The sequence below is a fragment of the Burkholderia sp. Bp9143 genome (assembly GCF_003853645.1).
Classification (GTDB): Bacteria; Pseudomonadota; Gammaproteobacteria; order Burkholderiales; family Burkholderiaceae; genus Burkholderia.
This window is the reverse complement of record NZ_QTPO01000049.1, coordinates 44,201-67,170: the sequence shown is the minus strand read 5'-3', so window position 1 is coordinate 67,170 and position 22,970 is coordinate 44,201. Positions and strand designations below refer to the sequence as shown.

The window sequence follows — 22,970 nt, the reverse complement described above, 5'->3', positions numbered from 1 at the left end:
GTGACCCGAAAATCATGAACCGCAAAGAGCTTCAATTTGCATAATGCGGAATAGTGGAGCTAAGTGGATAGCCCTTATATATTTACAGTGCCGTTTTCTCTTTATGCCAGCGATCTCCCAATGCTGGCTCGCCTCCGCCATATACTCAGAACAGGACCAACCGAACGTTGATCTCGTGCAATACGAGCACGCCGTGCAGCGCGCGGCACACGATCTACAGCGCATCGTCGCCACGCTCGCACAACGGTTCAGCCGCGCCGCCGACCCTCGCCTGCTCAGCTGGCGCGCGTTGCTCGAAATCGAGGAGCAGGCGTTTTCCGATCTGGGCTTTCAGGGACGGCACGACCCGGCCGTCATCCGCGCGTTCGCTCGGTTGAGCGAGAGCCGCCTACCGGGCGGCAATCCCGACGCCGCGGTCGACTGGTGCCGCGATGATTCGCACCTTCCCACCGTGTACGCAATCGTTCGGACGATGGTCCAGGCGAACTCGGGCAAGCGCGCATGAGTGACACGATGATCGAGCGCTCAGCGCTGCACACCGCTCAGAAAGAAGACGAGTGGCGTGTAGCAGGGGACCAGGGCTGGACCCACCCCGATGGATGGACGATCGACCGAACCATGGTGTCGGGCGTTGACATTTTTCTGGTGCGGAACACGGACGGTAAGATGCACGGCCCGAACGGGAACACTGGCGCAGCAAAAACGGCGTTCCGCCGGCTTTGCATGTGACGAGGCATCCTCCCCTTCCGGTTGGACGCTCAGGCGCGAATCGCAGATTCGCGTCCGGTGGTGACGAGCAGACATTCAGTATATAAAGTACGTCATGAACCCAATCTCCGACTGGCTTTCCGCCCCGACCGATGCCTATCGGCAATGGCAGCACACCGAAGCCGCCGGCGCGGATCGACGCGCGTTCTCACCCCGCTCGATCACTCAGCACGAAGCGATGTTCGAGCGCTTCATGCGACACCTCGCGGCCGCACGCAAAACGCTAGCCACCTTCGGCCCCGAGCATCTCGAATCGTTCTTTGTCGACCTCGACAACCGTTGCCAGCCCGGCACGACGACACGCCTTCGGTACCAGAAGCTGATCGACCGCCTGTGTCGCCACCTGACTGACGTTGGCGTGCGGCAAACGAATCCCGCGTCCGCATTCGCGCTGGCTCAGGCCTGGCCCGAAGACGAACCGAATCCTGTGTATGTCCCCGAGGCCGACGACATTCGGCTGCAGGCGCACGTGCTCGACATCGACGGCATGGACACCCGCGTACTCCGCAACCGTGCGATCGTCGCCTTACTGCTTGCCACCGGCATCACGGCGCAAGAGATCCGTTTGGCGAAGGCCGCCGAGGTCGACCTGTCACCTGTCCGTCCAAACATCGAAATCCCGAAGCGCGGCGCGCGCGATGCGCGTCGCATCGGTATTGCCGAGTTCGCCCTGCCAGCCCTGTCCCGTTGGTACACGCAGCTGGCGGCAACGGATGATGGCCTTCTCTTTCCATCACCGCGCGCCGGCGGTCCGATGAACGACGCGCTGCTTGGACTCGCCGTGCGCGACGAGCTGCTCGCAATCGATATCCGCCTGCCCGACATGAGTCCGCGCACCTTGCGCAACACTTACGCTCGCCGCCTGCTCATCGCGGGCCGCAGCAACGAGGATACGAGCCGGTTGTTGGGTCTCACTAGCCAGCGCACCGTTGTGCGACTGCGATCGACGATTCCCGCGTCCGGCGACGGCACCTGACCTTGACTTCGTCGGCTACTCGGTACGTTGAACGGACTACCCATCGCGCTGGCTTTTCTTTCGATCGGAGATGCCGGATGCACCACAAGACGCCATACAGCGAACTCGACGACCTGCCCGCGGGCAAGGCGCTTGCCGATTTCGATTGATCGTCTCCGACGGCGACCAGCCGATCGTCGTCGTGCACATCGATATGTGCGCGACAATGGGTTTCTGGTCGGCGGGATTCTATGCGGCCTGATGATGGGTGGACGCAACCGTCACTTCCGAATTCCAGCCCAATCCAATACACGTTGGGAAGTCGTGGCCGGCACTGACGAGGATGCCACAGTGCACATGCGCGTCGCCCGCAGGCTCGCAAGCAATGTCCGACCCTGCCCGAGCTATGGAATGCACTGGTGATCCTCACGACTAACGCTCGCGGGCGAGTCCGGATTCTGTTGACTCCGCTCGTTGATCGCCGGCGCTTCAAACCTGCCAACATCGTCCGCTCGTGAAAGAATGCGGACCACACGCCTGACCTGCATGCGGCGGACCGTTTCCAAGATGAACGGAAAACGAGGTCGAGTCATTGAGCGCCGTCTCGCCTTGCGCAACGTCGGCGCTGGGGAGAGGCCACCAAAAATATCATCACACCCTACTATTGGCCACCGCACTTCGGTTGCTTTAACAGTCGTACTCGTCCACCCTCATCGGTCTGCCGGTCCTAGAAACGACAGTTCAATCACGCCATCCATAGCGCCCCGATGTGCCGAACCCCCTAGTACCAACTGGGCTCTGGCTATCCTGGCAAAATCCTAGTGGCATTGCCAGGCAAAATAGTAGTGATATCGAATAGCACAAAAGTAGTGTCATCAAATAACGCGATTTTAGTGATATTCTGAGACAGAAAAGTAGTGAACTCACCTAGGTCAACAAAATGGCGGCACCCAACGAAAAACTGGCGGACTCTCTGAACGTACTTAAGGCGTTGCAGGACCAAGGCTTCCGGGTATTCCAGCCTTCGGTCATACCGTCGCTCACTCGCACTCATCGAGAACGACTGGTTAGGGCCGGGTTCCTGAGGCAGGTCATCCAGGGATGGTATCTCGCGAACAATCCAGAAGATGCTGACGGCGATTCGACACACTGGTACGCCAACATGGAGGTCTTTGTCGCGGCGTACGCCAACTCGCGCTTCGATGACGACTGGCAACTCAGCGCCGAACTGTCGCTTCTGAAACACAGCGGTCACACCAGCATTGCGAAACAGCTACAGTTGCAGTCGCCGAAAGCCAACAACCAGATGCAGGCGCTGCCGCACGACTGCTCCCTGTTTCTCTACCGCATTCCGGAATCCCAACTCGTCGCCTCGCGAGCCCCGGACGCCAGTGGGCTAATACTTATGCCGTTGCCCGACGCGCTGATTCGCGTCAGCCCGACGTTCTTCACTCAGCATGAGATGGCCGCCCAGATTGCGATGCGACAAGTCGACATCTCGCTGCTCATCGCACGCCTGCTCGAGGGAGGGCACAGCCTGGTTGCTGGCCGACTGGCCGGCGCCCTCAGGGCCGTAGGACGTACGGCCGATGCAAACCAGTTGCTAACCACCATGAAGGCCGCAATGTACACGACAACGGAGAACAATCCGTTCGAGCGGCCTCTTGCGCAAATCAACGGACGACGCAACGAATCCCCCTACGTCCTACGCATCAAGGCGATGTGGTCAACCATGCGCGAGACTGTCCTCAAGCGGTTTGAGAACGTTCCGAGGCGGGGATTAACTGATGCAAACAGCCTACTCTCGGACATCGCCGCCCGGTACGTCGCGGACGCATACCATTCGCTGTCCATCGAAGGGTACCGGGTCGGCGCGGAGCTCATAGAAAAGGTCCGTAATGGCCAGTGGAGCCCGCTCACGCACCCTGAAGACCGGCAGACCCGAGACGCCATGGCAGCAAAGGGGTACGCAGAAACGCACAGTCACGTCAAGGCGCTCATCGGCCGCGTGGTGAATGAAGGGCTGAAACCGGCTGAAGCCTTCAGCGCAGATTTTTTCCAATGGTACGTGACGCTTTTTTCGCCGAGTGTGCAGGCCGGTATTCTCAAGGCAGGAGACTTGGCTGGTTTTCGCAACAATCAGGTTTTCATCCGTAACGCCCTCCACGTGCCCCCCTCTCCAGAGGCCGTACGCGAATGCATGCCAGCTTTGATGGACCTGCTGGAAAGCGAAGAGCACGCCGGCGTCAGAGCAGTGCTGGGCCACTTCATTTTCGTTTTCATTCACCCGTACATGGACGGTAATGGACGCCTGTCACGATTCGTCATGAACTTCATGCTGACCACGGGCGGCTACCCATGGACAATCGTGACCGTCCAGTCGCGCAAGGCTTACCTGGACGCGCTCGAACAAGCCAGTACCTATGGCAACATCGAACCGTTCGCTGACCTGCTTTGCAGTCTGATATCAGAACAAGCAGTGACACCCGTCGAGCGTATCACTCAGCGCCCAGAAGCAGGGGATTGGACAGTGCCTCCGGTCTGACGGCCTCACCTTCCACCGACTGGCTTCAAGCGCAATAGCGTCGTTCGAGAACTTGGGGGTATCGTAGCGCTTCGGCTGCCCGACAGGAAAGACGCGGACTCGACCATCCTTGAAGATGATGAAATCCGACTCCTCTTCGATCCAACGCTACACACTGATCGTCGGGCGCCGGACCAGCCGCTGAAGCTCCGGCTGGCTGGCCGGAAGCGGTCCTTAATCCGCGATCAGGAGCATGATCAAATTTGACCTCACTGACCTCCGGCGCTCAGACAACTTGAAATGGTACCGCCGTCGCGGAGACGGTGATCCACTGACCGTCGATCAACATGTCGCGTAGTTCCGAGCCATTCAGGGTGTAGACGTGCTCGACACCCACGCGCGGACGCGCCCGGCGAATCGCCAACGTGATCGCCATCGCCGTGTTCGATTGAACGGATTTCAGTTGCATTGCGTTCCTCACAAAAAAGAAAAGCGAGGAACGCCCCAGCGGGGACATTCCCCGCCAGGGTTCAAAGAAATAGACGCCGCCCTACTGGGCAAGCGCTGCTACATCAATCACTGCATCGGCTTCGGCGATCAACTCGGGCGTCTGCGAGATGAAGAATTCCCGCTCGTAACCGCCCTGCTTCAACACCTCCCGCTTCATACGCATGAACTGCACCTTGCGCTGCGGATCCAGCGGCCCATCCGACTCGTCGCTGAACAGCGACTGGTATGGCTGACTCGCATTCCCCGCGATATACAACGCAATACCGCGCGTCAGGCACTCGTTGATCCAGACCTTCTGCCCACCGGACATGACCCCGACCGACTTGCTGCTGTCGCTGTCGGCGTCGTGCACGAGGATTTCGAAGCCCTCACGCAGTTCGCCGTTCGCAAGCGCCCGCTGTGTCTGGATCTCGACCGTAAATCGCATGCCGTAGCACGCAAGCAGCAGGTCGTTCACCGTCTTTGTCAGGGCGGGACCGGCATCGTCGATCGTCAACGCAATTACGCCGTCGTTGCCGAGGGCTTTCGCCACCAGCTTCCAGTGGGCGATCTCGTCCGAGATGCGCGCCGCCAGCGACTGCGTTGCCGCCAGGCCGCCTAGTTCACGCTCCAGCGAACCAAGCTCGGTTTCGCGTGCCGCCTGACTGCGGATCAATGCTTCGATCCGCGCGTCGAGCGCCGTGCCTGCGTCGCGGTGCGATGCCATCTGCCGGTCCACATCCGCGATTGCCTGCGTGACGTCCACTGCGACGAGACGAGCAATTTCCGTCTCGATCTCACGCGACAGCGCAGCCAGCCGGCCCATTTCCGTCTCACGACGTTTCTGGGCTTCACTGTCTTCGACATTGAGGGTGGCAAGCTCAGCGCACGCCGTCGCCAGCCCCGCATCTGCCGCATCCAGCAACGGCTTGCGAGCCGCCAGGTCCGTCGCACGCTGCAACGCCTGTCGTGCCGCCGTGATACTGGCGCTCACCTGCTGAAGTTCAGCGCGCTTTGCGGACAGCGATGCGATTACCGGTGTGAGCACATCCCGTTCCTCTCTCTGCGCCTTGTAGCGGGTGCGGAGATCCTTCAGGGAAACGGTCTGAACTTGCGCCTGTTGTGCTGCATTGCGCGCTTGCACGAGCAACGGGCACGTGGCGTGAATCTCCATCCCGGCGCACGGCACCGACTCAACGACAGCCGCTTGCCCCTGCAGGTTCTTCAGTAACTCGGCTTTGGTCGCGCCTTCCGATTCGAGACCGGTCATCGCAGACTGAACCGTCGCCAGCCGAAGCTGCTTCGCATCCATGTCGGCGATGGCCTGCTGTAATGGCCCGAACTGCGCTTCCAGTTGTGAGGCGCGAAGCTGCGCTTCGTCCCTCGCGGCAGCGGCACCAAGAATGGCGTCGCGTTGCTTCACCACTGCTTCGTGGCCGGTCATCGTCGTGCGAATCGCGGTGCGGCGTTGCGTGAAACGTTGCTGATCCGCCGCCGTATCCCGTTCGATGCTTTGCAGGGACGTGGCCACCTCATTGCGCCGCACGTTGAGTTCACGCAGTCGTGCTTCGACACCCGTGTTCTCGCCCTGCTTTGCCACGAGCGTCGCCCGCTGCTGCATCAGGCCGGCGAGCACGGTTTGCATCGACTCCCGTTCAGCGCGCGCCGAGACAGTTGCCGCGGCATCCGCTTCGATCGACTTGCGCGTCTGATCGGCACGCTCACGCTTGCCGGCAAACGCCACAATGTCCTGCTGCACGGCATCCAGACGCCTGGTCAGCACTTTGGCGACGTCGGCCGCCTTCGCAGCCAGCGCACGCAGATGGTCGATCTTGAGCAACTCGGCGAGCAGCGTCTTGATCTCGTTAGCGCCATAGGACGCGAGCGGACGCCGGTTCTGCGCGGAAAACACGCTGGTGAAGAACGATTCCAGCGAGCCGCAGATCGCTTCGACACAACGGTCGTAGGTCTCGCCCTTGCCGTCCGAAACCGTGCCGTCCGGCAACGTCACCGGGCGCCACTCCCCGTCCATCGAGCGATAGAACAGGAAGTAGTCCGCCTTGTTGGTCTTACCCGGCTTGCGGAATGCAAAGGTTGAGCGATAGCGGATACCGTCGTGCTCCCACTCGAACTCCTTGCGCGCCTGGACACCGCAGATATGATCCCAATAGGAAAACGCATCGACAGACAGCTTCGACGCGCGCGACGGCATGATCCGGTACGGATGCAAGTTGTCCATGATCGTCGTCTTCCCAGCACCGTTCGGGCCGGTCAACGCAATCAGTCCGTGAGGCAAGGATTCGAGATCGAGTTCGACGCTGTCGCGCTTCATTCCGTCTCGTACCCCATAGAACCCCTCGAGGAACAATCTCAACGGACGCATGATTCCGCCTCCAAAAAAGAGATCTCCTGCAGGTATTCCGACGGCAGGAACGGGATGTCCTCGTCGTCGATCGGCAGCACCGGCTCCGGTCGGATAACCTTGGTGCCAAGCTTGCCTGCCACGGCTTGCCGAACCGTGTCGCAAAGTTGCGCGAACGACGCGGAGGCCTGCTTGATCAGCGCGTCCCAATCGGTACAGCCGGTCAGGATCTGGAGCTCGCGCCCCGACCACTGACTGGCGTATCCCGAACTGAACGACCAAAGCAGATTCTGCATCTGGACGTCGGGTACCACAGCGACTTCCGGGGAATCGACGTCGGTCGCATGCACGAGCACGAGGAAACAGTCGCGCTGCGCAATCGTGACGCCGCGACCAGAGCCGAAGGGCTGATGAAACAGCGCGGCCGTGCATCCGCCGTGGTCAACGAGACCCTTCTGCAACGCCTTTGCGTCGTTTGACGCGGAAAACTGCTGGACCCAACGGGCACCTGCGGGATAAAGGCCAAACATAGACACACTCCTGTGAAATGGACGGAGTGCGCCCGGTAGGGATCGCTCCCCGCCAGGGTAGATAAGAAAATGGATGTAGCGGTGCTGCGATCGATGCGCCTGTGGGCGCGGGGTGAACCTCGTTTCGATAGCCACGTGGGCTATCGGAACACGGCTGTGCTCAATGCCGGGCATCGTGCTGACCGTCGAGACAGGCAGCGCTCAGGCCGCGAACAGATCATCGTTCAGCCATGACAGCGACGGCTTCGATTCCGGCTCCGGCGTAGCTTCGAGACCGGCGGCAACCAGCGGGACGGCATTCGCCATGCCGCCGGGAATCTCCGGCACCTCGATCGGATCGCCAACCTGCGCAATTCGATCAAGCACCGACGTCGCGATGGCTTCCGGGTCGCCCGTCTCGAGCAGTTGCAGCCGTTCGAGAAGCGGGTCGGGCTCGACCGCAGTCAGCTCGCACCAGCGCGACAGCTTCGCATCGACCGTTACCGCCTTGCTGATCCCCTCCGCTCGACTGCGCATCACCGGCAGGATGCGCGGCTCGAGCTTCAGGCCAGCGGCCGACGCAAACATCGATTCGATTGCCTTCCGGTCGACCAGCTGCTTGTGCTCCTCGTCGATCTGCCAGCGAACCCGGACGAACTTGCCGGCAGAGTCCGCGGCGAGCGCCGCAAGCTGTGCTTCGTCGGGCGGCCCGTCGAACGCGATGCATACCATCTCGCGCGACGGCGTCGTCACCAGCTCGGCACGTGCTTCTGCCGCCAGCACGTCCCATAACAGGTAACCTTTGTCGCCTTGCTCGCCGTAGTGAAATCGACCGATCGAGCCGGGATATCCCACTGCGCGCCCTTCGCGCAACCAGATCTGGTTCTTATGGATGTGACCCAGCATGAACGCGGCACACTCCGCGTCGAACAGCGTGCCGAGGCTGAACTCGTGATCGAATCCCGCCATCGTCACACCATGCTCTGTTGTGCATCCGGCCACCGTGCCGTGCGAAATCCCAATTGTCGGCACGCCGATCGCGCGCAAGCGGGCGTTATTCCTGCCAGCTGCAGCGAGGTACGTTCCGAGCACGTCGCCGAGCTCGGTCGACGCTGACAACGCACCGACCCTCAGTGCGAGATCGGCCTTGTTCATCGTCGGCAGACAGGTGAAGACCGCGTCCGGATAGAGTCCATCGAAGGCAAGCATCTCCGCGTCGTCGAACACCGGACCGTCGGACGCTCGGAACTGCGTGCCGATCAGCGCAACCTGACCAATCCGATCTGCAACGAACACGGGATGCCGCGCGCCCATCAACGCAAAGTTGTCGAGCGTGCCGGGCGGCTCATGCGAGAACGTGCCCTGCAACATGATGACGGGCATCGCTTCGGCCAATCGGTGCACCTGTGTCGCGAGCGCATGCAGCGACGGCGCGTGTGCGTCGAGGCGATGATCGGTCGAGTCGCCCGAGATCACCGCCACCCGCGCCCCGCGCGAGATCGCGTCGCCGACTGCGAACGCGAAACAGCGATCGGCCTCGTCTGCGTTCTCCGGCGAGTAATGCAAGTCAGAAAAATGCGCAATTTTCATCGACGCCTCCAAAATTAAAAAGGCCGCCTCGCGGCAGCCGACAATTGATGAACACCGACACGCGGCGAGGGCGAATTACTGCTGGAACAGAACGTCGCGGACCCGCATCAGCGTCTTGCCGAGCAGGTTCAGCCCTTGCCAGTTCGACGGATCCGCGAGGCGCGGATCGGACTCGCCGAGTCCGACACCCCAGACCCGATCGTACGGACTCGCCTCGACCAGCACGCTCGAACCGGTATCCCGCAGAACTGCCGCGAGCTCGGCGTTTTGCCGAAATTTTTCCCGGCAGCCGACGAACATGATGGATTCGCGACAGCGTTCCCACATGGCGTTATCGAAACCACGAACAGCACGTCCCAGCCGCTTCTGCTCGCGCGGCAATGACGCGGCGAGAATCTTCGACGCGGTGTCGTGATCCTCGAACAGCATCGCCTTCGCGTACATCATGAATTGCTCGGTGCTCGCGAAAGCCACCTCGTGATAGCTGAAATGGCACGGATGCCAATTGCTCAGCACGTCGGCGGCGCCGAAAAACGCCGTGATGTTGCCGATCCGGCGCATGAATTCCTCCGAAATGGAAAGTCAAGAGATGGCCGCTTGCGCGGACGGTTTCGATGCGTGAACGACGCGGTCGAAAGCACTTGAGCAAAGGGACTTTGCTGAAAGGCTCTCGGAGTCGCTGAGAAGAGGAAAAAAACGCCAGCCCCGAAGGGCTGGCTCAAGGAAAAGCCGCTATCGGCGGTTGAACGATTCGACTGCCTCGCTGATCTCGCGGTCGAGAACATCCGGCGCATCGAGGGCACCGGTCAGCCGTCCGATCATCTTGTCGACGTCCGCGGGCCGTTCCGTCCAGCCGCGCCCGAACTTGACGTGGCCGTAGACACGAAACTGCTCGCGGCGCGCGTCTGCGTTGAGGCGAAGACGCTGTAGCAGATCCTGCAGGCGATGCCGCTTCTCTTCGATCGGCTCCGGGGGCGAGTCGTCGTGTCCATCGCGTTGAGCATCGCCGGCGTGCGTCGCCGGTTGGGTGTCACCCGACCCGGCCCCGCCGCTTCCTTCAGTCGGATGGAGCGGAATCACCGTGCCGCCCGCACCGAGCAGTGCGGCCGCACCGTGCGCGACCTCGATCGCCGGCGCCGCTTCGTCCGCGCCATCCAGCAGCGCCCCGATGTCGATATCCGCGTCGAGAACCGTCAACATCTGGGGCTGACGCACGGCCTCGCCATTCTCGTTGATCCGCGTGATGTCGAATTCCCGCTTCGAGAGCCAGAAGCGCGTGCCGGTGAGCCTGCCACGCGCCAACTGCACCGTCTGCATCGCGGCGTAGGCTTTCTGGAGCACGTAGATCGAGTTCGTCGGCAGCTCGACCAAGCCGAGCCCCTTGATGTCGGGGACCGCGAACACGAAATGCGCGGAGAGATTGCACTGCCGGCTCTGATACTGCGGGCATTGCTCGGGATCGCAGACGCCGTCCGGGATTGCGTCGTCCTGGCGGAAGATCACGTCACGGCCGCCGAAATGGCGTGTGCCCCGCTGGGCCCGCGGATCTCGGTCGACCTTCGCGTAGGTCTTGCAGTACCGGATGCCGTCGGGACCATACTGCGAGAAGAACTTCCGGCCAGTGGCGCCCCACGCGGCCATTTCGTTCGGGAGGTTCTGCATCCAGTCGTTGAAGGCGAACAGCACCGGGAAACGGTACAGCCGCACTCCCTGCCCGCGATCCTCGCCGTATAGCTTGAGAATCTCGTCGGCCACGTCCGGGTTGTTGAAGTCCGATCGGCGGCACGTGAAGTAGTCGACGTTCTTCGGCGCCAGTGCGTTCCGGAGCTGGCAGCGCGATTCGATCGCTTTGCCGATCGTCTCGAATGAGTCGCCGGCGGCGACCATCGTTTCGTACAGCCTCACCGCCTCCTGATTGGCGCGCGCCTTGGACGTCAGCACCTTGATGCCGGGCCGGATACGTCCGATCACCGGCGGGCGCATCGCACGCTCTTCGACCAGGCTGCGCACAGGGCCGCCCAGCATAGGGACTACAGCATTCATGAAGGTTTCCTCGCAAGATAGAAAATCGCCTGAGTGCGCATCGCGCTCGCTGACTGCTCGAGCGTGCTGGCGGCCGCCTCTCCGCGGCGTTCGGCGATGTGGGACAGAAAGATGCGGCGGTCGGGATCGCTGTACATCGCGACCTGAGCCACCTCGCACCGCGCACGCCAGGCTGGCGACGCGGTATCGGCAGTTGCGCGCTCGTCAGCGATCGTGTCGCTGATCACGTTGGCGATGCGCGCGTCGAGACGGTTGGGAAGCATGTGAACCTCCGGGACAGGAACAAACGACGAAAAAAAAGCGCGTCCCTCGGCAAGAGGAACGCGCTTTTCGGATTCGTGGAAATGACCCAAGCGCCACGTCCCTTCTGGGGACGTGGCGCTCAGGGAGCCGGTCGGCTCATATCGAGGACGTTAGGTCGTCCTCGCGCAGCATGGTCACGCTGCGCAACAGCCCATTTTCGGAAATACCACTCCGCCGCAGGATCACGGCTCAGTCGACTACGATCGTTCTACCCAGACTCTGGTCTGGAGAGAGACACCCGATGTCCGGGCTCGAACGATGTCGCGGCGCAAATACATGCGGCCGGCGACGAGTTTTATGACTGAAAGATGGGAAGTGCTGGCTAGGCACTCATCAGCAGAAGATTCCACACCAGTTGCCGGCTGGTCGGAGCATGCCCATTGGCACGGCTTGTACAGAAGATGGACTTCGGGCTACGAAGTCTAGGTCGATGCGTCGTGGACGCGAGAAGTAGAGTCAGTATTGCGGAAATTTGCGACCGGAAAGGGTGGAAAGCTCACGAAAACAGGCCCGCTTTTGCCTGAATTGTTAAATCGGGTTAACCCAAAATCATTGGTGAGAGAGACCACCCGAAAACATCATGTCCGCCGTTCTCGAACCACCGCACGACCCGCAGCGGGACGCGCCCCTGCTCGACCCGATCTCCGTTGATCCCAACACTCGATCGTCGAACGATTCGCTGTCCCCGTCGTCAACGGGACTCAAGCCGATCCAGCGTCTGACGAGCGATAGCCGCATCGATCGAATCATCCCCGATTCCGACGCGGTCACCGTGCTGCGCTACAGCTCGCAGTTTGCCCGCAATTTCATTCGCGGCGACTACAACTTCTGCGCGTCGAAAATCACCGTCGCGCGCGGCGGAAAAACGCATGCGCTCGAGTCCGCGCTGCGTGATACGGCGGAGTGGCTGCGCAAGGCGCTGGTGTGGGTCGAAAAGCACGAGGCCCGGACGATCGCGTTCCCCGCCGAGCATATTGAACTGAAGGTCACGCGACCGCTCGCCGGTCTGCTGGTGCGTTGCCTCACCCAATACGACAAGCTCTTTGTGGCGACGATGGAAGCCGTGCTCGCCGAAAAAATCACCGCGCAGGACCGGGCCACCATCCTCGCGAACGCCGAGGGGCGGATCAAGCACATCTCGCTCGTGTGCGTGCCCGACAACGATCGCTACCAGGCAGACGGGTCGCTGCGCGATTGAAGGTTCATCGCCCGATGGACTTGACACGCTGCCGGAATGGCTACGCTGGCAAAGACCACGTGCCCGGGTGCGATACACGGGCAAGCGCTCGCGCGTCGACCGAACGCGCACACGTGAGCAATCTCGCAATCTCGTATAAGCGTCCCTAACCGAGGCGCCTTCACATGCGGAGAACCATGGACATCCGAGAAATTCAGGCGCTGCACGCCAAGTACGCCACGCAACCGGTCGTGATTGACATCAACGGCCACGTCGAAGCCATGCCGGCACTCCCGGCTCCCGAGGGAAATCGCAGACGAATTGCACTGCCCCGCCTCGGCCGGTTCAAACGGCTGATCAGGCCCGTCGCCATTGCCGTGGCAGCCGCCGCGATCGCTGCGGGCGGCGGCGTGAGTGCCGCCAAGCTGTGGCGGGCTCTGCGCGCACCATCGCACGCCGAGCTGGCGCACGAAGCCACTACGCCAGCTCCCCGCCCTGCGCCGGCCGCCGCTTCCGCTGTCACCGGCGCCCACGCCCTGACAGCCGCCGACTTCGCCGGTTCGACCAGCGCGCCAACGGGAGCTCTCGCGAGCGTCGATCCGCGCTCGTTGACGACCCGTCATGATGCGCCACCCGGCAATCCATCGCCGCGAGAGCAGCCCGCGCCGAGCGACTCGGACAAGGCGGCAGCAGCACCGATCCGTGCGCCGCGGGCCGCGCCCGTCGCGCCGACTGCAGCGGCGGCCGCGGCTTCCGCAACGACCGAACCGGCACGTCCACCGGCCGCCGCGCCGAAGACCGCTCCCCGGCATATCCACCGTGGCACTACGCGGCCGCACGCCACACCGGCAGAACATACCGAACCTGCCTCGCCTGCGTCCATGCAGGCGCCGGCGCCTGCCGCCAAAGCGCCGGCAGCAGCCAAGTCCGGCGACGTCCAACTCTTCTAACGAGGCGACCATGAATCCCAAAACCATCAACGTGACACTGCTGGCCACCGGCCTGGTTGTTCAGGGCGATCTGATCCTCGATCACGGGATGAGCACGTTCGCGCTCGTGAGCGGCAGCATCATCTCGACGGCCGGCCTGCTGCATATCGGGCAAGGCGGAATGATCAAGGGTAAGGTGCAAGGCGAGATCGTACGCATCGACGGCGTCGTGGAAGGCGATGTGCATGCCCGCGACATGCTTGAGATCAACGGGGTGGTCAAGGGCAATGTCTACTACTGCGGCACGATCCGGCTTGGGCCGCAAGCCGCCCTCAACGGTCAGCTCAAACGCGTCCCGCGTGAATTGACCATTGAAGCGCCGACCACCGGCGCACCCATCACCGACAACACCAATACTTCGGCACTCGCCACGTCATGACCAAAGCGCGAAAACTCCTCGGCACGATTATCCGGCGGTCGGTACCTTTGGCGATCGTCATCTCGTCGATCGCTGCTTCGGCGAGCCTTGCTGTCAGCGGTCTCGCACGGTTATGGGGATCGCCCGGCAATATTACGACTGAGGCGATTGGGAACACTGTCCATTTCGTTGCTTACGTGCTTGCCTGGCGCAACGAAGACGTAGCCGACATCTGGCTTCTCCAGGCTCCGATCGCGCTCATCACCTACCTCCTGATGACCGCGGTCCCGTTGTTCATCGGATGTTTAGCTGTTGAACTGTGGGAGATGTGCCACGAAAAAGCCGAATCACACGACGTAAACACGGCGCCATAAGGCTTCGAATTTCGCCGCAGGTCGGCCACCTCGCGTGGCCGATTTCTATTCGATTCCGGACTCGATCACGAACCGCGAAACGGCGTTCTTCTGGATCGACGTGATGACAAGATTCTCCCGCGCGCGCGTCATCGCCACATAGAAAAGCCGGCGCTCCTCGGATTCTGGGCTCTTGTCGTCCGGCACGACGCCCTCCTCCGCGCGGCTAATCCACACGTGATCCCACTCAAGCCCCTTGGAGCCGTGCATCGTCGTGAGCACCAATACACCGTCGCCCGGCTTGTTGTTATCCCGCTGCAGGAACTCGATGCGATTGGAAAACGGGCCGTTCAGGCGGCTGATCACGTCGTAGGTGCACTGGAGCGCGCGGATGGCTGCGTCCCCTTTCGCGTACCCGATCATCCATTCGAACACGCCCTCGAGCGCGAGCGAGTGGAATTCTCGCTCGCAGAGCGACTGCCATTCAGCCAGACGCTTCATGAAGGCTCGATACGCGGTCGCTGTGTCCTCGGTCAGGCCGAGCGCGACCAGATCCTGTTTCTGGCGCTGAACGAACTCGGTGCCCATGTCCCGATGGAGTGCGCGCAGATCGTGCGAACTGATCCCCATGTATCCCAGCACCGCGTCGACACCATTCTGCTTCCGACCTTCGACGATCTGGAGGAGATTGCACATCAGTGCCGCCTGCGGCCGGTTGAGCACCGAACCGCCGGACGCACGGTAGTACGGCACACCGTGCGACCGGCAGACCGATTCGATCGGATCGAGGTTGCGGTTGGTGCGCGCGAGAATCGCACACGTGCGGCCTGCCGCCAGTTGTGCCTGCAGCGCCTCGACTGCGGCAACGGCGTCTGCGTATTCGTCCTCGAAGCGCTGCGACGACACTGCGCCGCCGCCGCCGCGGTCGGCGTGCAGCACCTTCGGAATCCGGTCGACGTTGTTGCGGATCACTCGGTCGGCTGCCGACAGGATCTCCGAGCGGCAACGGTAATTGCTGCCGAGCACGATCTTCTGCGCGTCGAACGTCCCGGAGAAGCTCTCCATGCCGCGGACGCCCAAGGCCGAGCGGAAACCGTAGATGCTCTGGTCGTCATCACCGACCACGGTGACCTGCGCGCCGGCGCGCGCGTGCAACTCGACCCACCTATACTGAAGCGGGTCAGTGTCCTGAAACTCGTCGACGAGCAGGTCCGTGAAGCGATATGGACGGATATCGCCGCTTTCCATGCCTGCCACGGCCAACCGCAGCATGTCCTGGAAATCGATCTTGCCGTTGCGCTCGAGCGCCTCCTGATAGGCGGCATAGAGCCTCGCTTCAGACGATCCCGGCTCAGACCGACCGAAGTTCGTCTTGATCCGCTCGATGATCGGCACGGCTTCCTCAACCTTCCACTCGAAGCCGAGCTCCGCGATCACACGGCCCAGCATGCCCAACCGGTCGCCGTCGGACGCGATATCGTGGCGCGCACGGCCGGGCTGACCGATCTGCCTGAACGCCAGTGAATGGAACGTCCCGGCGATGAGCCGCCGCTTCGCGTCCGGCACGGCGATCGCCAGGATCCGCTCGCGCAGTTCGACCGCCGCGTCCTTACTGAACGTCACCGCACCTACCACCGCGGCCGGATCCTCCAGGAGGCGCGCGGCCTTGGTCGCGATCGTCTTGGTTTTCCCCGCGCCCGGACACGCGATCGCGACGCAATGGCGGCGCAGGAGTGCCACCTCGCGCTGTTGGGGGTTCAGCTCGTCGAGCATGGCACTCACCGCGCCCCCTTATCGACCGCGGACGGTCGTCATCAGGCGCAGGTGCGTCATGTAGCCCCGCACGCCGATCGGATGGAACTTGCGCAGGAAGCGCGACGTTTCCTCGTCGGCGTCCGACTGATCACGCACGCCGTTCCAGACCAGAAAGTCGAAGTGGTCCATCACCTGGTCGTACCTCAGCATCACCGACAGCAGCCGCATCGAGAAACGCGAATACGCCTCGACCGTGATGTCGAGGGACGGCTTCGTCACCGTCGGCGAGAACACGATGTCGCCGCGCTCGCGCATCTCGGTCTCGGTTCGCTCCCGAAAGCCGTGCGCGACTTCCAGCTGCTCATTGACGTACGCTTCGAGGTCGTTCAGCTGCTTATCGAAAAAGGTCGTCACCGTCTCTTGATCGTCAGCGCCGAACGTCGCCCGGCCGAACCGCTGCATGTTGATGCTCATCCGGTTCAGATACGGCCACCATTGCTCAAACAGCGGCTTGAGCCGCGTGTGCTTCAGTCGAACGTCAGTCGACACGACCGCCGCGCCGGACAGTTGCTTGTTCATCAGCTCGCGGCCGATTTCGCGGCGGCGCTGAATGATGCGGACCCGCTCGGCCGGCGGCAATTCGCGGAACAGCTTGCGCGTGCGCGCGACCTGCTCGCGCTTCTCATCGGCTTCGGCGGCACTGATCATGCCCTCCCGTTGCAGCGTCGCCGCATCCGATTCCATCTGCGCCAGCTCGTTCTCGAGCTCGACGTCGTCCGCACCGTCGGTCGTCGGCCGCGCGGCCGCGTCGATGGAGGTACTTTCGGTTCCGCCGGCGGCCGCAGTCGGGACCGGCCCGTTCGTCGGATGCTCCGCCGTCCTCTCTCGTGCCTCGTCATCGAGGACGTGCGTCTCGTTGTCAATCGTGGTCATCATGGTCCTTTGGATGGTGAGTAACCGCACGCGCGGCATGCTTCTATTCTTGCGAGGTGGCGGCCAGGAATCGGCCCGAAACATGGACGATTTCGGCACGCTTTTGCCCGTGGTCGCGCGGCATCGGCGCGATCGATGTGTTGTCACAAAAACAATGCCCCTCAACCGGTTGAGGGGCATTTGGCGGAAAGCTCCACAAATTCGTATCGCTTTCTGTCGTATTTCGTCTTGGCCGCAGGCGGATGTGGGAGGTATGCCGCGAGGAACGGCGTTACTGGTACGACGATGCTGCCTTCCAGAGCAGCACACCGAGGCACCCGGCGATCGCGATCCAGTACGGTGCCAACAACGGAATCGGCGCGATCAACACCGAGAATGCGACGCCGAACACCAGCAGGATGCCGTGACCCGCCAGGTGAAACGAAACCGGACTCACATACCCGGCAGCAGCAGCCCGGATCTTCCGACGCACTGTCCCGTCGACGAACATGGCAACGCAGAAGGCCAACGTACCGAATAGCCAAAGCTTCATGATCGTGAGCCGGTACACCACGCGATAAACCAGCCGCCAGAAGTTGTGAACCCACGTGCTGGCCAGATTGGTCATCCCGCCGTCATCTGCGTCCGAGCCCCGTGTGGTTTCGAGCGATGCCGCCACGACCCCGGTGTCCACGAAGTACCGCCTGAACAGCCGGTTCGTGGTCGCCACTGCCTGATCCGCCCTATCCTCGCCGATCGTCGCCACCACCGAGCGAGTTTCCGCCTCCGGAATCTCGAATAGCGATCGCTTCGGCACGGCCGGCATGATCGCGACGGCCACCAGTGGCACGAAGAAGAACCACACCTTCACATGCCGGACAAACCGACTATCCGCCATGGCTGCCTCCGATCAGCGCCAGCAGGGATGCAATTGCCTGACAGGCCAGATAGCTCGGAAACGCGACGAGACCAAACAGCCCGACGTAGAAGTGAAGTGGGCGGCGATCGATGAACATCGCGAGCGCATAGGCCATCGCATTGCGCCCACGCGCGAACTCGGCCGGTACCGGCGCGTTCGCGTCATCCTGGGCGGACGCGGTCGACATCACGCGGCGCACGACGTCGTCGTCAACCCTGGCCAGCGTCCGAATCAGAAAACGCGTGAGCGACATCGTATCCCTCGAAGTAGAGTCGGAAGTTCTCGCCCGTCAGCGCACGCGCGGCGAGCTGGAATGCGGCGGAGCGCTGGCTGATGTTCTCCGGGCAGCGTTCGTCGACCACCTCGGTCGGCAGATGTGCATGACGCGCCTCGAACACCGTGACCGGCTCGAACATCGGTGACCACACATGGCAGCGCTCGCCGTCGCGTGCAACGTAGCGTCGGGCATAGAGCAGGTGCGCCGACGCGAACAGCCCCTGCATGAACGCAACGTGCGGATCGCCGGTTTTTCGAACGCGCCTGACACCATCGAGTCCCTCCGTGAGCATCTCCTTGACGAGCGGGCCCGACTTGCCGATGAATTTCTCACCGATGAAGTCGGCCACACGCGTGCACGCGAGCTCCAGTTCCGGCGCCAGTGTGAACACCGGGATCAGGCGGGCCGAAAGCTTATGGTCGCGGATGATTTTTTTGAAGACGACAGACATGCTTTGGTTTTCAGCCATTTAGGATTGGAATGCGTCCCTGATACACCGCGCCGCCCGAAATCCGCATGAAGTACTGCAGGTTCGGAAGGCTCTGTATCAGACGGGATGGAATCAGCGGTACTTTCTCCAGTTGGAGCGAGCGAGACACCGATCCCGTAAATTCACCGACGTGCGACTCGCTACCCGTGCTGGTCGAACTCGACATCACCAGGTTGCGAATCGCCGTCTCCCCGACCTTGTCGGAGAACCAGTCCGCCGTGTCGGTGTCCTCTAAGCGTAAGATGATCTGGTTGTTCAAATTGCCCAAAACCTGCAGCATTTTTGCGGCATTCCCGAGCTTCGCCTCGATGTCCGAGCGCGTCTGGAATGCGACGAACGCCTTGAAACCTGCACCACGCCCCTTGTTCAGGATCTGGATCACCTGTTCGTTGATCGCCTCCGCGACCTCGTCGATGATCAGCACGACTTCAGGCGGGGTCTCGTAGAAGTTGTAGATCGAGCCGCACACCGCCGACACGTCGGCGAGCAGCACCGACATGATCGCCTTCGCCACGATGCTGTTCGACAGCGAGTCGGCCCCCACGTGGAGCACCGCCTTCTGGCGAATGATCTTCTCAATGGTCCAGATTTCGCGCTCGTCCTCGAAGTCGTCGACCTTCGGCGCCAGCATCAGGCCGGTTTCGCCGGTCGCGAGCATCTGCAGCAGCGGGAGCGCCGACGCGATGATCCGCATGTAGTGTTCGCGGTCGTGCGTGTGCGTCGAGATCAGGCCATCGATCGCCTCGTGGCCGCGGTCGAGTGCCGCGAACCGTGCCTGGTACAGCGCGGCCATGCCGTCAACTTTGGAGACACCGGGCTTGTTGGCCATCTTCACGGTGTCGGCTGCGACCTGCGTTTCCCAATCCGTCAGGCCCTGTTCGAGGAAGAAGCGCTTCAGCGCCTTCTCGAGCAGCGTCGCGATGCCCGACTGGGCATACTTGAGGATCGACCGCAGGTTCGGCTTGTCGCCGATGTACAGCTCGCCGTTTACCGAGCGGCTGATGAACAGGTACGCAAAATCCCGGAACGGCCCCTCTTCCATCAGCTGCGCGATGCGGCTCGGGATTTCCGACGGTTGCGACCAACTATCGAGCGGCTCCAGGCGAATCGATTCCGACGGCTTCGCCTGATTGAAGTACAGGAACTTCCGGCCGGCCCGCTGGCACTCCCGCTCCACCCGCAGCTTCCATTCCTTGTCGTTTTTCGGATCGAAGTCGAGCAACACATCGCCGAGATGGATCACCTGGGTGGAAATGCACTCGTAGGTACGCGTCTTCCCCGCACCGGTCGTGCCGCCCACCGCGGTATGGCCGCCCATCGCCTTGTAGTGGAATGGCACGTAGCCCTTCGCCGGTTCCAGCCCGTGGATCCACGAGACCCCTTGCGGCATGCGGTCCCTGATACTGTCTTTCGGAGCAAAGAGCCGTTCGATCATCTCCTCGAACTGGCGCCCGGTTTTGGTCTTCGGCAACCACTTCGGAAGGCCCGGGATATCTGTCGACGGCATGCGAAGAATGTCATGCGCAATCTGGCAGTGCTTCTGTGTCCACTCAAAGCCCGTGCCAAGAAACATCGCATTCGCTTCCGCTTTCATGCGCGCCTGGATCGCGAGCAGCTTGGGCACCGCGAGCGTCGTCAGCCATTTCGTCGAGATGGCCATGCGAAATTTCAGCGCGCGCCAGACCTGCCCCGATCGAATCGCAAGCGCCACCAGCGCTATCAGCGCGAATGCCCACGCATGCGGCATCCCGGACAGGGGCAACATGACAATCGCAAGCAGCCATGCGAGCGCGGCCCTGAGCTCGTAGATCGGCCGGAAATGGTTGATGTAGCCGTTCATAGGCCACGCCCCTGAATCAGCTCACCGGCGCGCGGTGCGAGCGTGACTTCCATCGGCTCGTTGGCAAGCAACAGACTGCGGCGACGCATGTGCTCGATCAGGGTGTCGCTCGCGATGCCGTAGCTACCGATCAGGCGCTTGGGCAGCACCAGGCCCAGCTCGCTCCACCGCACCTTGGCCTTCCCCGCCTGAACATCCTGACCGAGCGCGCGGAAGAAATCCACGATCATGCGCGGCGCGCCCTTGAGCACCGCGTCGAAGGCTTCCGGGGAGGGCTCAACTCGACGCTCCCCTGCCACGTGCGTCGCGGCCGGATCGATCACCGCTGACGGGTCGCCGGATTGCGCCGGCTGCGCGACCAGCTCGCGTGATCCGGCAGGCGTTGGCGCGGCCAGTTGAGGTGTGCCTGTGGGCGGCGGCGGCGCCGGGCTAGGCACGCTGACCGCGCTCGCCGTCGCCCCTTCCGCAGTGGTCGCCGCTGGAGTGGTGGGCGTAATCGGTGACGGCGGACGTCCTGTCGCCGTCGGACTAGCCGGCGTCGGCGCGGCAACCGTCGACGAGGCTGGGGCGGCGGCCGGCGTCACCACCGGCTCGAGCTCGCCCGCGACGTGGATCGCAGACGGCACGGCAAACTTCACCGGTTCGAACACGCCGCGCTGCGCTTTCCGGTCGAACTCGGCCGCCGTCGAAATCGCCTGGCGGACCACCCGATGGGTCAACGATTCGACACCGACCGGACTGGCCGTCGGGTTCATCGCCCCGAACACCTCGGCCAGCACCTCCGCATCCAGGCCCGATAGCAGTCCACTGCCGACCAGCGCCTGCGCGAGCATACCGGTGCGCATCCGCTCGACCGCAAGCGGCGCCGCCCGGCGCGTTACCCGGTAGGGCTGATCCCCCAGCCATGGCCCGGCCGGCCCGTGAATCGACGGATTCCAGACCAGCTGATCGGCTTCACGTACCACCTCGAAATGCCGATACGGTTCATCCAGCCACGAGCAGATTGCGGCGAGGAACACGCCATAGTTGTATTGCGGCTCGATGCGCCGCCGGCGTTCCGACGGGAGGTTTGTGCCGAACTTCTGCCCGCCGGCCAGGCGCATCGCATAGAAGGCCGTCTCGATCGTGCAGCGGAATGCACCGCCGGGCTCCCGGTACAGCTCCGGACTGAGCGGCACGGACGAGAACCAGTCGGCGCACCGATGCACGAGCGTACGCCACTTGCGGTCGAAGTCCGCTTGGCTGACTTCGTTTGCGCATTGCGCGATCAGATCGATCCGCCGTTCGTTGTTCGCGACCAGCACGCTGCGATCGACCGACTGAAAGAGACGTGGCTCACTCATCATGCCAGGCCCTTCGTCGCAACCTTCGTCAGACTCTTGAACGCCCCGCCGCTCGCATTCGCGCCACCGCCGAACATGGAGGCGAACTTCGGAACCTCGAACGACAGAATCAGGACGAAGATCGACAGATCGAGCGTGAGCGACCCGGCATAAGGTGTGGTTAAGCCCTTCGAGATCGCGTTGGTAAACGCGCTCGTAATCGTGGTCGTGACCAAACGCTGAAGGATCGCCGCGACAACCATATACATGCCCGCACTGATCATGTAATCAAACCAGGTCTTGAAGTAGCCGCGGGTGAACTCCGATATGCCCAACGCCAAGGCGATCTTGCCCATCACGATGCCGACGGCCATCTGAATGGTCCCAAGTGAGATGAAGAAGAGAAATACGAGCGACGCGATCATCAGAAAGCCCCACGCGAACAACAATGGCATGAGATTGATCGCCAGCGCGATGTAGCTCCACCAATGCGCGGCCTGGAAAGCCTCGATAACGGCATCGAAGATCGATCCAGCGGATTTGACCATCGCAGTCGGAAGCGACTGTGCATCGGTGCCAGACACCGCGACCGCCATATCGTTAAACCATTTATAGAACCCGGGCGCCCAGGTGGCATACATCAGGAAGATCGAACCGAAGATGCCGAGAATCGCCAGGTCTTCAATCAGGGACTGCCACGCCGGCACGGGATCCCTGGTTGCGGCATACCGAACGCCCGCGAGTGCGATCGTGATGCCTGCCAGCCCGCCAGCCATCTTGTTCGCGTACTGATCGAGCGGTTGACTCAGCGTCACCGCGAGGTCGATCAGATCCTTCATGATCTTCGCGATCTCCTCGATCGCTGCCATTGCACCCTTTGCCACCTCGCCCGGTTGGTAGCTCGAGCTCCATCCCGTAGTGATCGGCGGCCAATCGGCGGCGTGCGCGCTCGAAGCCGTGACGACGCCCAGCAGCATCACCGCGAGCAGCGTCAAGGCACCGCGACGCAACCACTTCGCAGAATCGTTCGCCATT

The 22,970-nt window shown here is 62.3% G+C and carries 23 protein-coding genes; 8 read left to right on the top strand and 15 right to left on the bottom strand.

Going from position 1 to position 22,970, the window contains the following annotated elements:
• Window positions 1–175 precede the first annotated feature (175 nt).
• The 4 genes from DIE23_RS30350 to DIE23_RS30335 all read left to right on the top strand — a co-directional run bounded on the left by DIE23_RS30350 (window position 176) and on the right by DIE23_RS30335 (window position 4,268).
• Entirely contained in the window at window positions 176–505 is a 330-nt protein-coding gene (locus DIE23_RS30350; RefSeq protein ID WP_260436211.1) for a DUF2471 domain-containing protein, read from the top strand.
• A complete protein-coding gene (locus DIE23_RS30345; RefSeq protein ID WP_124615485.1) occupies window positions 502–729 on the top strand; it encodes a hypothetical protein in 228 nt (75 codons plus the stop codon). The genes DIE23_RS30350 and DIE23_RS30345 overlap by 4 nt, the downstream gene beginning before the upstream one ends.
• A 94-nt stretch (window positions 730–823) precedes the next feature.
• Window positions 824–1,744 (top strand): tyrosine-type recombinase/integrase, encoded by a 921-nt coding sequence (locus DIE23_RS30340; RefSeq protein ID WP_124615484.1) that lies wholly within the window; start codon window positions 824–826, stop codon window positions 1,742–1,744.
• 919 nt (window positions 1,745–2,663) lie between these two features.
• Window positions 2,664–4,268, top strand: a complete 1,605-nt coding sequence (locus tag DIE23_RS30335; RefSeq protein WP_124615483.1) for a Fic family protein — start codon at window positions 2,664–2,666, stop codon at window positions 4,266–4,268.
• A gap of 265 nt (window positions 4,269–4,533) precedes the next feature.
• Here DIE23_RS30335 and DIE23_RS30330 read toward each other — a convergent pair whose 3' ends face one another.
• The 7 genes from DIE23_RS30330 to DIE23_RS30300 all read right to left on the bottom strand — a co-directional run bounded on the left by DIE23_RS30330 (window position 4,534) and on the right by DIE23_RS30300 (window position 11,503).
• Window positions 4,534–4,716, bottom strand: a complete 183-nt coding sequence (locus DIE23_RS30330; RefSeq protein WP_124615482.1) for a hypothetical protein — start codon at window positions 4,714–4,716, stop codon at window positions 4,534–4,536.
• Window positions 4,717–4,797: 81 nt separating this feature from the next.
• The gene (locus DIE23_RS30325; protein WP_124615481.1) at window positions 4,798–7,119 is read right to left on the bottom strand and encodes an SMC family ATPase; all 2,322 of its coding nucleotides are present in this window, start codon (window positions 7,117–7,119) and stop codon (window positions 4,798–4,800) included.
• Complete coding sequence (locus DIE23_RS30320) at window positions 7,107–7,628, bottom strand: hypothetical protein (protein WP_124615480.1); 522 nt, start codon at window positions 7,626–7,628, stop codon at window positions 7,107–7,109. The genes DIE23_RS30325 and DIE23_RS30320 overlap by 13 nt, the downstream gene beginning before the upstream one ends.
• Before the next feature lie 201 nt (window positions 7,629–7,829).
• Window positions 7,830–9,197 carry a metallophosphatase family protein gene (locus tag DIE23_RS30315; RefSeq protein ID WP_124615493.1) on the bottom strand — a complete coding sequence of 456 codons (1,368 nt, stop codon included), beginning with the start codon at window positions 9,195–9,197 and terminating at the stop codon, window positions 7,830–7,832.
• Window positions 9,198–9,272: 75 nt separating this feature from the next.
• Complete coding sequence (locus DIE23_RS30310) at window positions 9,273–9,758, bottom strand: NADAR family protein (RefSeq protein ID WP_124615479.1); 486 nt, start codon at window positions 9,756–9,758, stop codon at window positions 9,273–9,275.
• A gap of 171 nt (window positions 9,759–9,929) precedes the next feature.
• Window positions 9,930–11,240 carry a hypothetical protein gene (locus DIE23_RS30305; protein ID WP_124615478.1) on the bottom strand — a complete coding sequence of 437 codons (1,311 nt, stop codon included), beginning with the start codon at window positions 11,238–11,240 and terminating at the stop codon, window positions 9,930–9,932.
• Window positions 11,237–11,503, bottom strand: a complete 267-nt coding sequence (locus DIE23_RS30300; protein ID WP_124615477.1) for a hypothetical protein — start codon at window positions 11,501–11,503, stop codon at window positions 11,237–11,239. The genes DIE23_RS30305 and DIE23_RS30300 overlap by 4 nt, the downstream gene beginning before the upstream one ends.
• 620 nt (window positions 11,504–12,123) lie before the next feature.
• On the opposite strand from DIE23_RS30300, the gene DIE23_RS30295 reads away from it, so the two are divergent.
• From DIE23_RS30295 to DIE23_RS30280, 4 genes are all read left to right on the top strand, one after another.
• Window positions 12,124–12,741 carry a DUF1845 domain-containing protein gene (locus DIE23_RS30295; protein WP_124615476.1) on the top strand — a complete coding sequence of 206 codons (618 nt, stop codon included), beginning with the start codon at window positions 12,124–12,126 and terminating at the stop codon, window positions 12,739–12,741.
• Between the two features lie 176 nt (window positions 12,742–12,917).
• The gene (locus DIE23_RS30290) at window positions 12,918–13,670 is read left to right on the top strand and encodes a hypothetical protein (RefSeq protein WP_124615475.1); all 753 of its coding nucleotides are present in this window, start codon (window positions 12,918–12,920) and stop codon (window positions 13,668–13,670) included.
• A gap of 10 nt (window positions 13,671–13,680) precedes the next feature.
• Entirely contained in the window at window positions 13,681–14,088 is a 408-nt protein-coding gene (locus tag DIE23_RS30285) for a polymer-forming cytoskeletal protein (RefSeq protein ID WP_124615474.1), read from the top strand.
• Window positions 14,085–14,441, top strand: coding sequence for a hypothetical protein (locus DIE23_RS30280; protein ID WP_124615473.1), 357 nt, complete (start codon window positions 14,085–14,087; stop codon window positions 14,439–14,441). Before DIE23_RS30285 ends, DIE23_RS30280 begins: the two co-directional genes overlap by 4 nt.
• Before the next feature lie 45 nt (window positions 14,442–14,486).
• Here the strand turns inward: DIE23_RS30280 and DIE23_RS30275 are convergent, their stop codons facing one another.
• The 8 genes from DIE23_RS30275 to DIE23_RS30240 form a co-directional block, all read right to left on the bottom strand.
• Window positions 14,487–16,193 (bottom strand): ATP-dependent helicase, encoded by a 1,707-nt coding sequence (locus DIE23_RS30275; protein WP_124615472.1) that lies wholly within the window; start codon window positions 16,191–16,193, stop codon window positions 14,487–14,489.
• Between the two features lie 18 nt (window positions 16,194–16,211).
• Complete coding sequence (locus tag DIE23_RS30270; protein ID WP_260436210.1) at window positions 16,212–17,147, bottom strand: ATPase; 936 nt, start codon at window positions 17,145–17,147, stop codon at window positions 16,212–16,214.
• A 232-nt stretch (window positions 17,148–17,379) separates the two neighbouring features.
• Window positions 17,380–17,985: a DUF4400 domain-containing protein gene (locus DIE23_RS30265; protein WP_124615471.1), complete on the bottom strand. Its 606-nt coding sequence runs from the start codon at window positions 17,983–17,985 to the stop codon at window positions 17,380–17,382.
• Window positions 17,975–18,259: a hypothetical protein gene (locus DIE23_RS30260; protein WP_124615470.1), complete on the bottom strand. Its 285-nt coding sequence runs from the start codon at window positions 18,257–18,259 to the stop codon at window positions 17,975–17,977. Before DIE23_RS30260 ends, DIE23_RS30265 begins: the two co-directional genes overlap by 11 nt.
• Window positions 18,216–18,734, bottom strand: coding sequence for a hypothetical protein (locus tag DIE23_RS30255; protein WP_124615491.1), 519 nt, complete (start codon window positions 18,732–18,734; stop codon window positions 18,216–18,218). The genes DIE23_RS30260 and DIE23_RS30255 overlap by 44 nt, the downstream gene beginning before the upstream one ends.
• Before the next feature lie 10 nt (window positions 18,735–18,744).
• Window positions 18,745–20,613, bottom strand: a complete 1,869-nt coding sequence (gene traD / locus DIE23_RS30250; RefSeq protein WP_124615469.1) for a conjugative transfer system coupling protein TraD — start codon at window positions 20,611–20,613, stop codon at window positions 18,745–18,747.
• Window positions 20,610–21,956 carry a TraI domain-containing protein gene (locus tag DIE23_RS30245; RefSeq protein WP_185646565.1) on the bottom strand — a complete coding sequence of 449 codons (1,347 nt, stop codon included), beginning with the start codon at window positions 21,954–21,956 and terminating at the stop codon, window positions 20,610–20,612. Before DIE23_RS30245 ends, traD begins: the two co-directional genes overlap by 4 nt.
• A complete protein-coding gene (locus tag DIE23_RS30240) occupies window positions 21,956–22,969 on the bottom strand; it encodes a type IV secretion system protein (RefSeq protein WP_124615467.1) in 1,014 nt (337 codons plus the stop codon). Before DIE23_RS30240 ends, DIE23_RS30245 begins: the two co-directional genes overlap by 1 nt.
• Window position 22,970 lies beyond the last annotated feature (1 nt).

Bases quoted from the DNA above. Each gene is read 5' to 3' on its own strand.
- DIE23_RS30260 (WP_124615470.1), bottom strand. From the start codon at position 18,259: ATGTCGCTCACGCGTTTTCTGATTCGGACGCTGGCCAGGGTTGACGAC.
- DIE23_RS30265 (WP_124615471.1), bottom strand. From the start codon at position 17,985: ATGGCGGATAGTCGGTTTGTCCGGCATGTGAAGGTGTGGTTCTTCTTC.
- DIE23_RS30340 (WP_124615484.1), top strand. From the start codon at position 824: ATGAACCCAATCTCCGACTGGCTTTCCGCCCCGACCGATGCCTATCGG.
- DIE23_RS30295 (WP_124615476.1), top strand. From the start codon at position 12,124: ATGTCCGCCGTTCTCGAACCACCGCACGACCCGCAGCGGGACGCGCCC.
- DIE23_RS30310 (WP_124615479.1), bottom strand. From the start codon at position 9,758: ATGCGCCGGATCGGCAACATCACGGCGTTTTTCGGCGCCGCCGACGTG.
- traD (WP_124615469.1), bottom strand. From the start codon at position 20,613: ATGAACGGCTACATCAACCATTTCCGGCCGATCTACGAGCTCAGGGCC.
- DIE23_RS30275 (WP_124615472.1), bottom strand. From the start codon at position 16,193: ATGCTCGACGAGCTGAACCCCCAACAGCGCGAGGTGGCACTCCTGCGC.
- DIE23_RS30270 (WP_260436210.1), bottom strand. From the start codon at position 17,147: ATGCCGCGCGTGCGGTTACTCACCATCCAAAGGACCATGATGACCACG.
- DIE23_RS30290 (WP_124615475.1), top strand. From the start codon at position 12,918: ATGGACATCCGAGAAATTCAGGCGCTGCACGCCAAGTACGCCACGCAA.
- DIE23_RS30240 (WP_124615467.1), bottom strand. From the start codon at position 22,969: ATGGCGAACGATTCTGCGAAGTGGTTGCGTCGCGGTGCCTTGACGCTG.
- DIE23_RS30280 (WP_124615473.1), top strand. From the start codon at position 14,085: ATGACCAAAGCGCGAAAACTCCTCGGCACGATTATCCGGCGGTCGGTA.
- DIE23_RS30330 (WP_124615482.1), bottom strand. From the start codon at position 4,716: ATGCAACTGAAATCCGTTCAATCGAACACGGCGATGGCGATCACGTTG.
- DIE23_RS30285 (WP_124615474.1), top strand. From the start codon at position 13,681: ATGAATCCCAAAACCATCAACGTGACACTGCTGGCCACCGGCCTGGTT.
- DIE23_RS30335 (WP_124615483.1), top strand. From the start codon at position 2,664: ATGGCGGCACCCAACGAAAAACTGGCGGACTCTCTGAACGTACTTAAG.
- DIE23_RS30305 (WP_124615478.1), bottom strand. From the start codon at position 11,240: ATGAATGCTGTAGTCCCTATGCTGGGCGGCCCTGTGCGCAGCCTGGTC.
- DIE23_RS30300 (WP_124615477.1), bottom strand. From the start codon at position 11,503: ATGCTTCCCAACCGTCTCGACGCGCGCATCGCCAACGTGATCAGCGAC.
- DIE23_RS30325 (WP_124615481.1), bottom strand. From the start codon at position 7,119: ATGCGTCCGTTGAGATTGTTCCTCGAGGGGTTCTATGGGGTACGAGAC.
- DIE23_RS30345 (WP_124615485.1), top strand. From the start codon at position 502: ATGAGTGACACGATGATCGAGCGCTCAGCGCTGCACACCGCTCAGAAA.
- DIE23_RS30320 (WP_124615480.1), bottom strand. From the start codon at position 7,628: ATGTTTGGCCTTTATCCCGCAGGTGCCCGTTGGGTCCAGCAGTTTTCC.
- DIE23_RS30315 (WP_124615493.1), bottom strand. From the start codon at position 9,197: ATGAAAATTGCGCATTTTTCTGACTTGCATTACTCGCCGGAGAACGCA.
- DIE23_RS30245 (WP_185646565.1), bottom strand. From the start codon at position 21,956: ATGAGTGAGCCACGTCTCTTTCAGTCGGTCGATCGCAGCGTGCTGGTC.
- DIE23_RS30255 (WP_124615491.1), bottom strand. From the start codon at position 18,734: ATGTCTGTCGTCTTCAAAAAAATCATCCGCGACCATAAGCTTTCGGCC.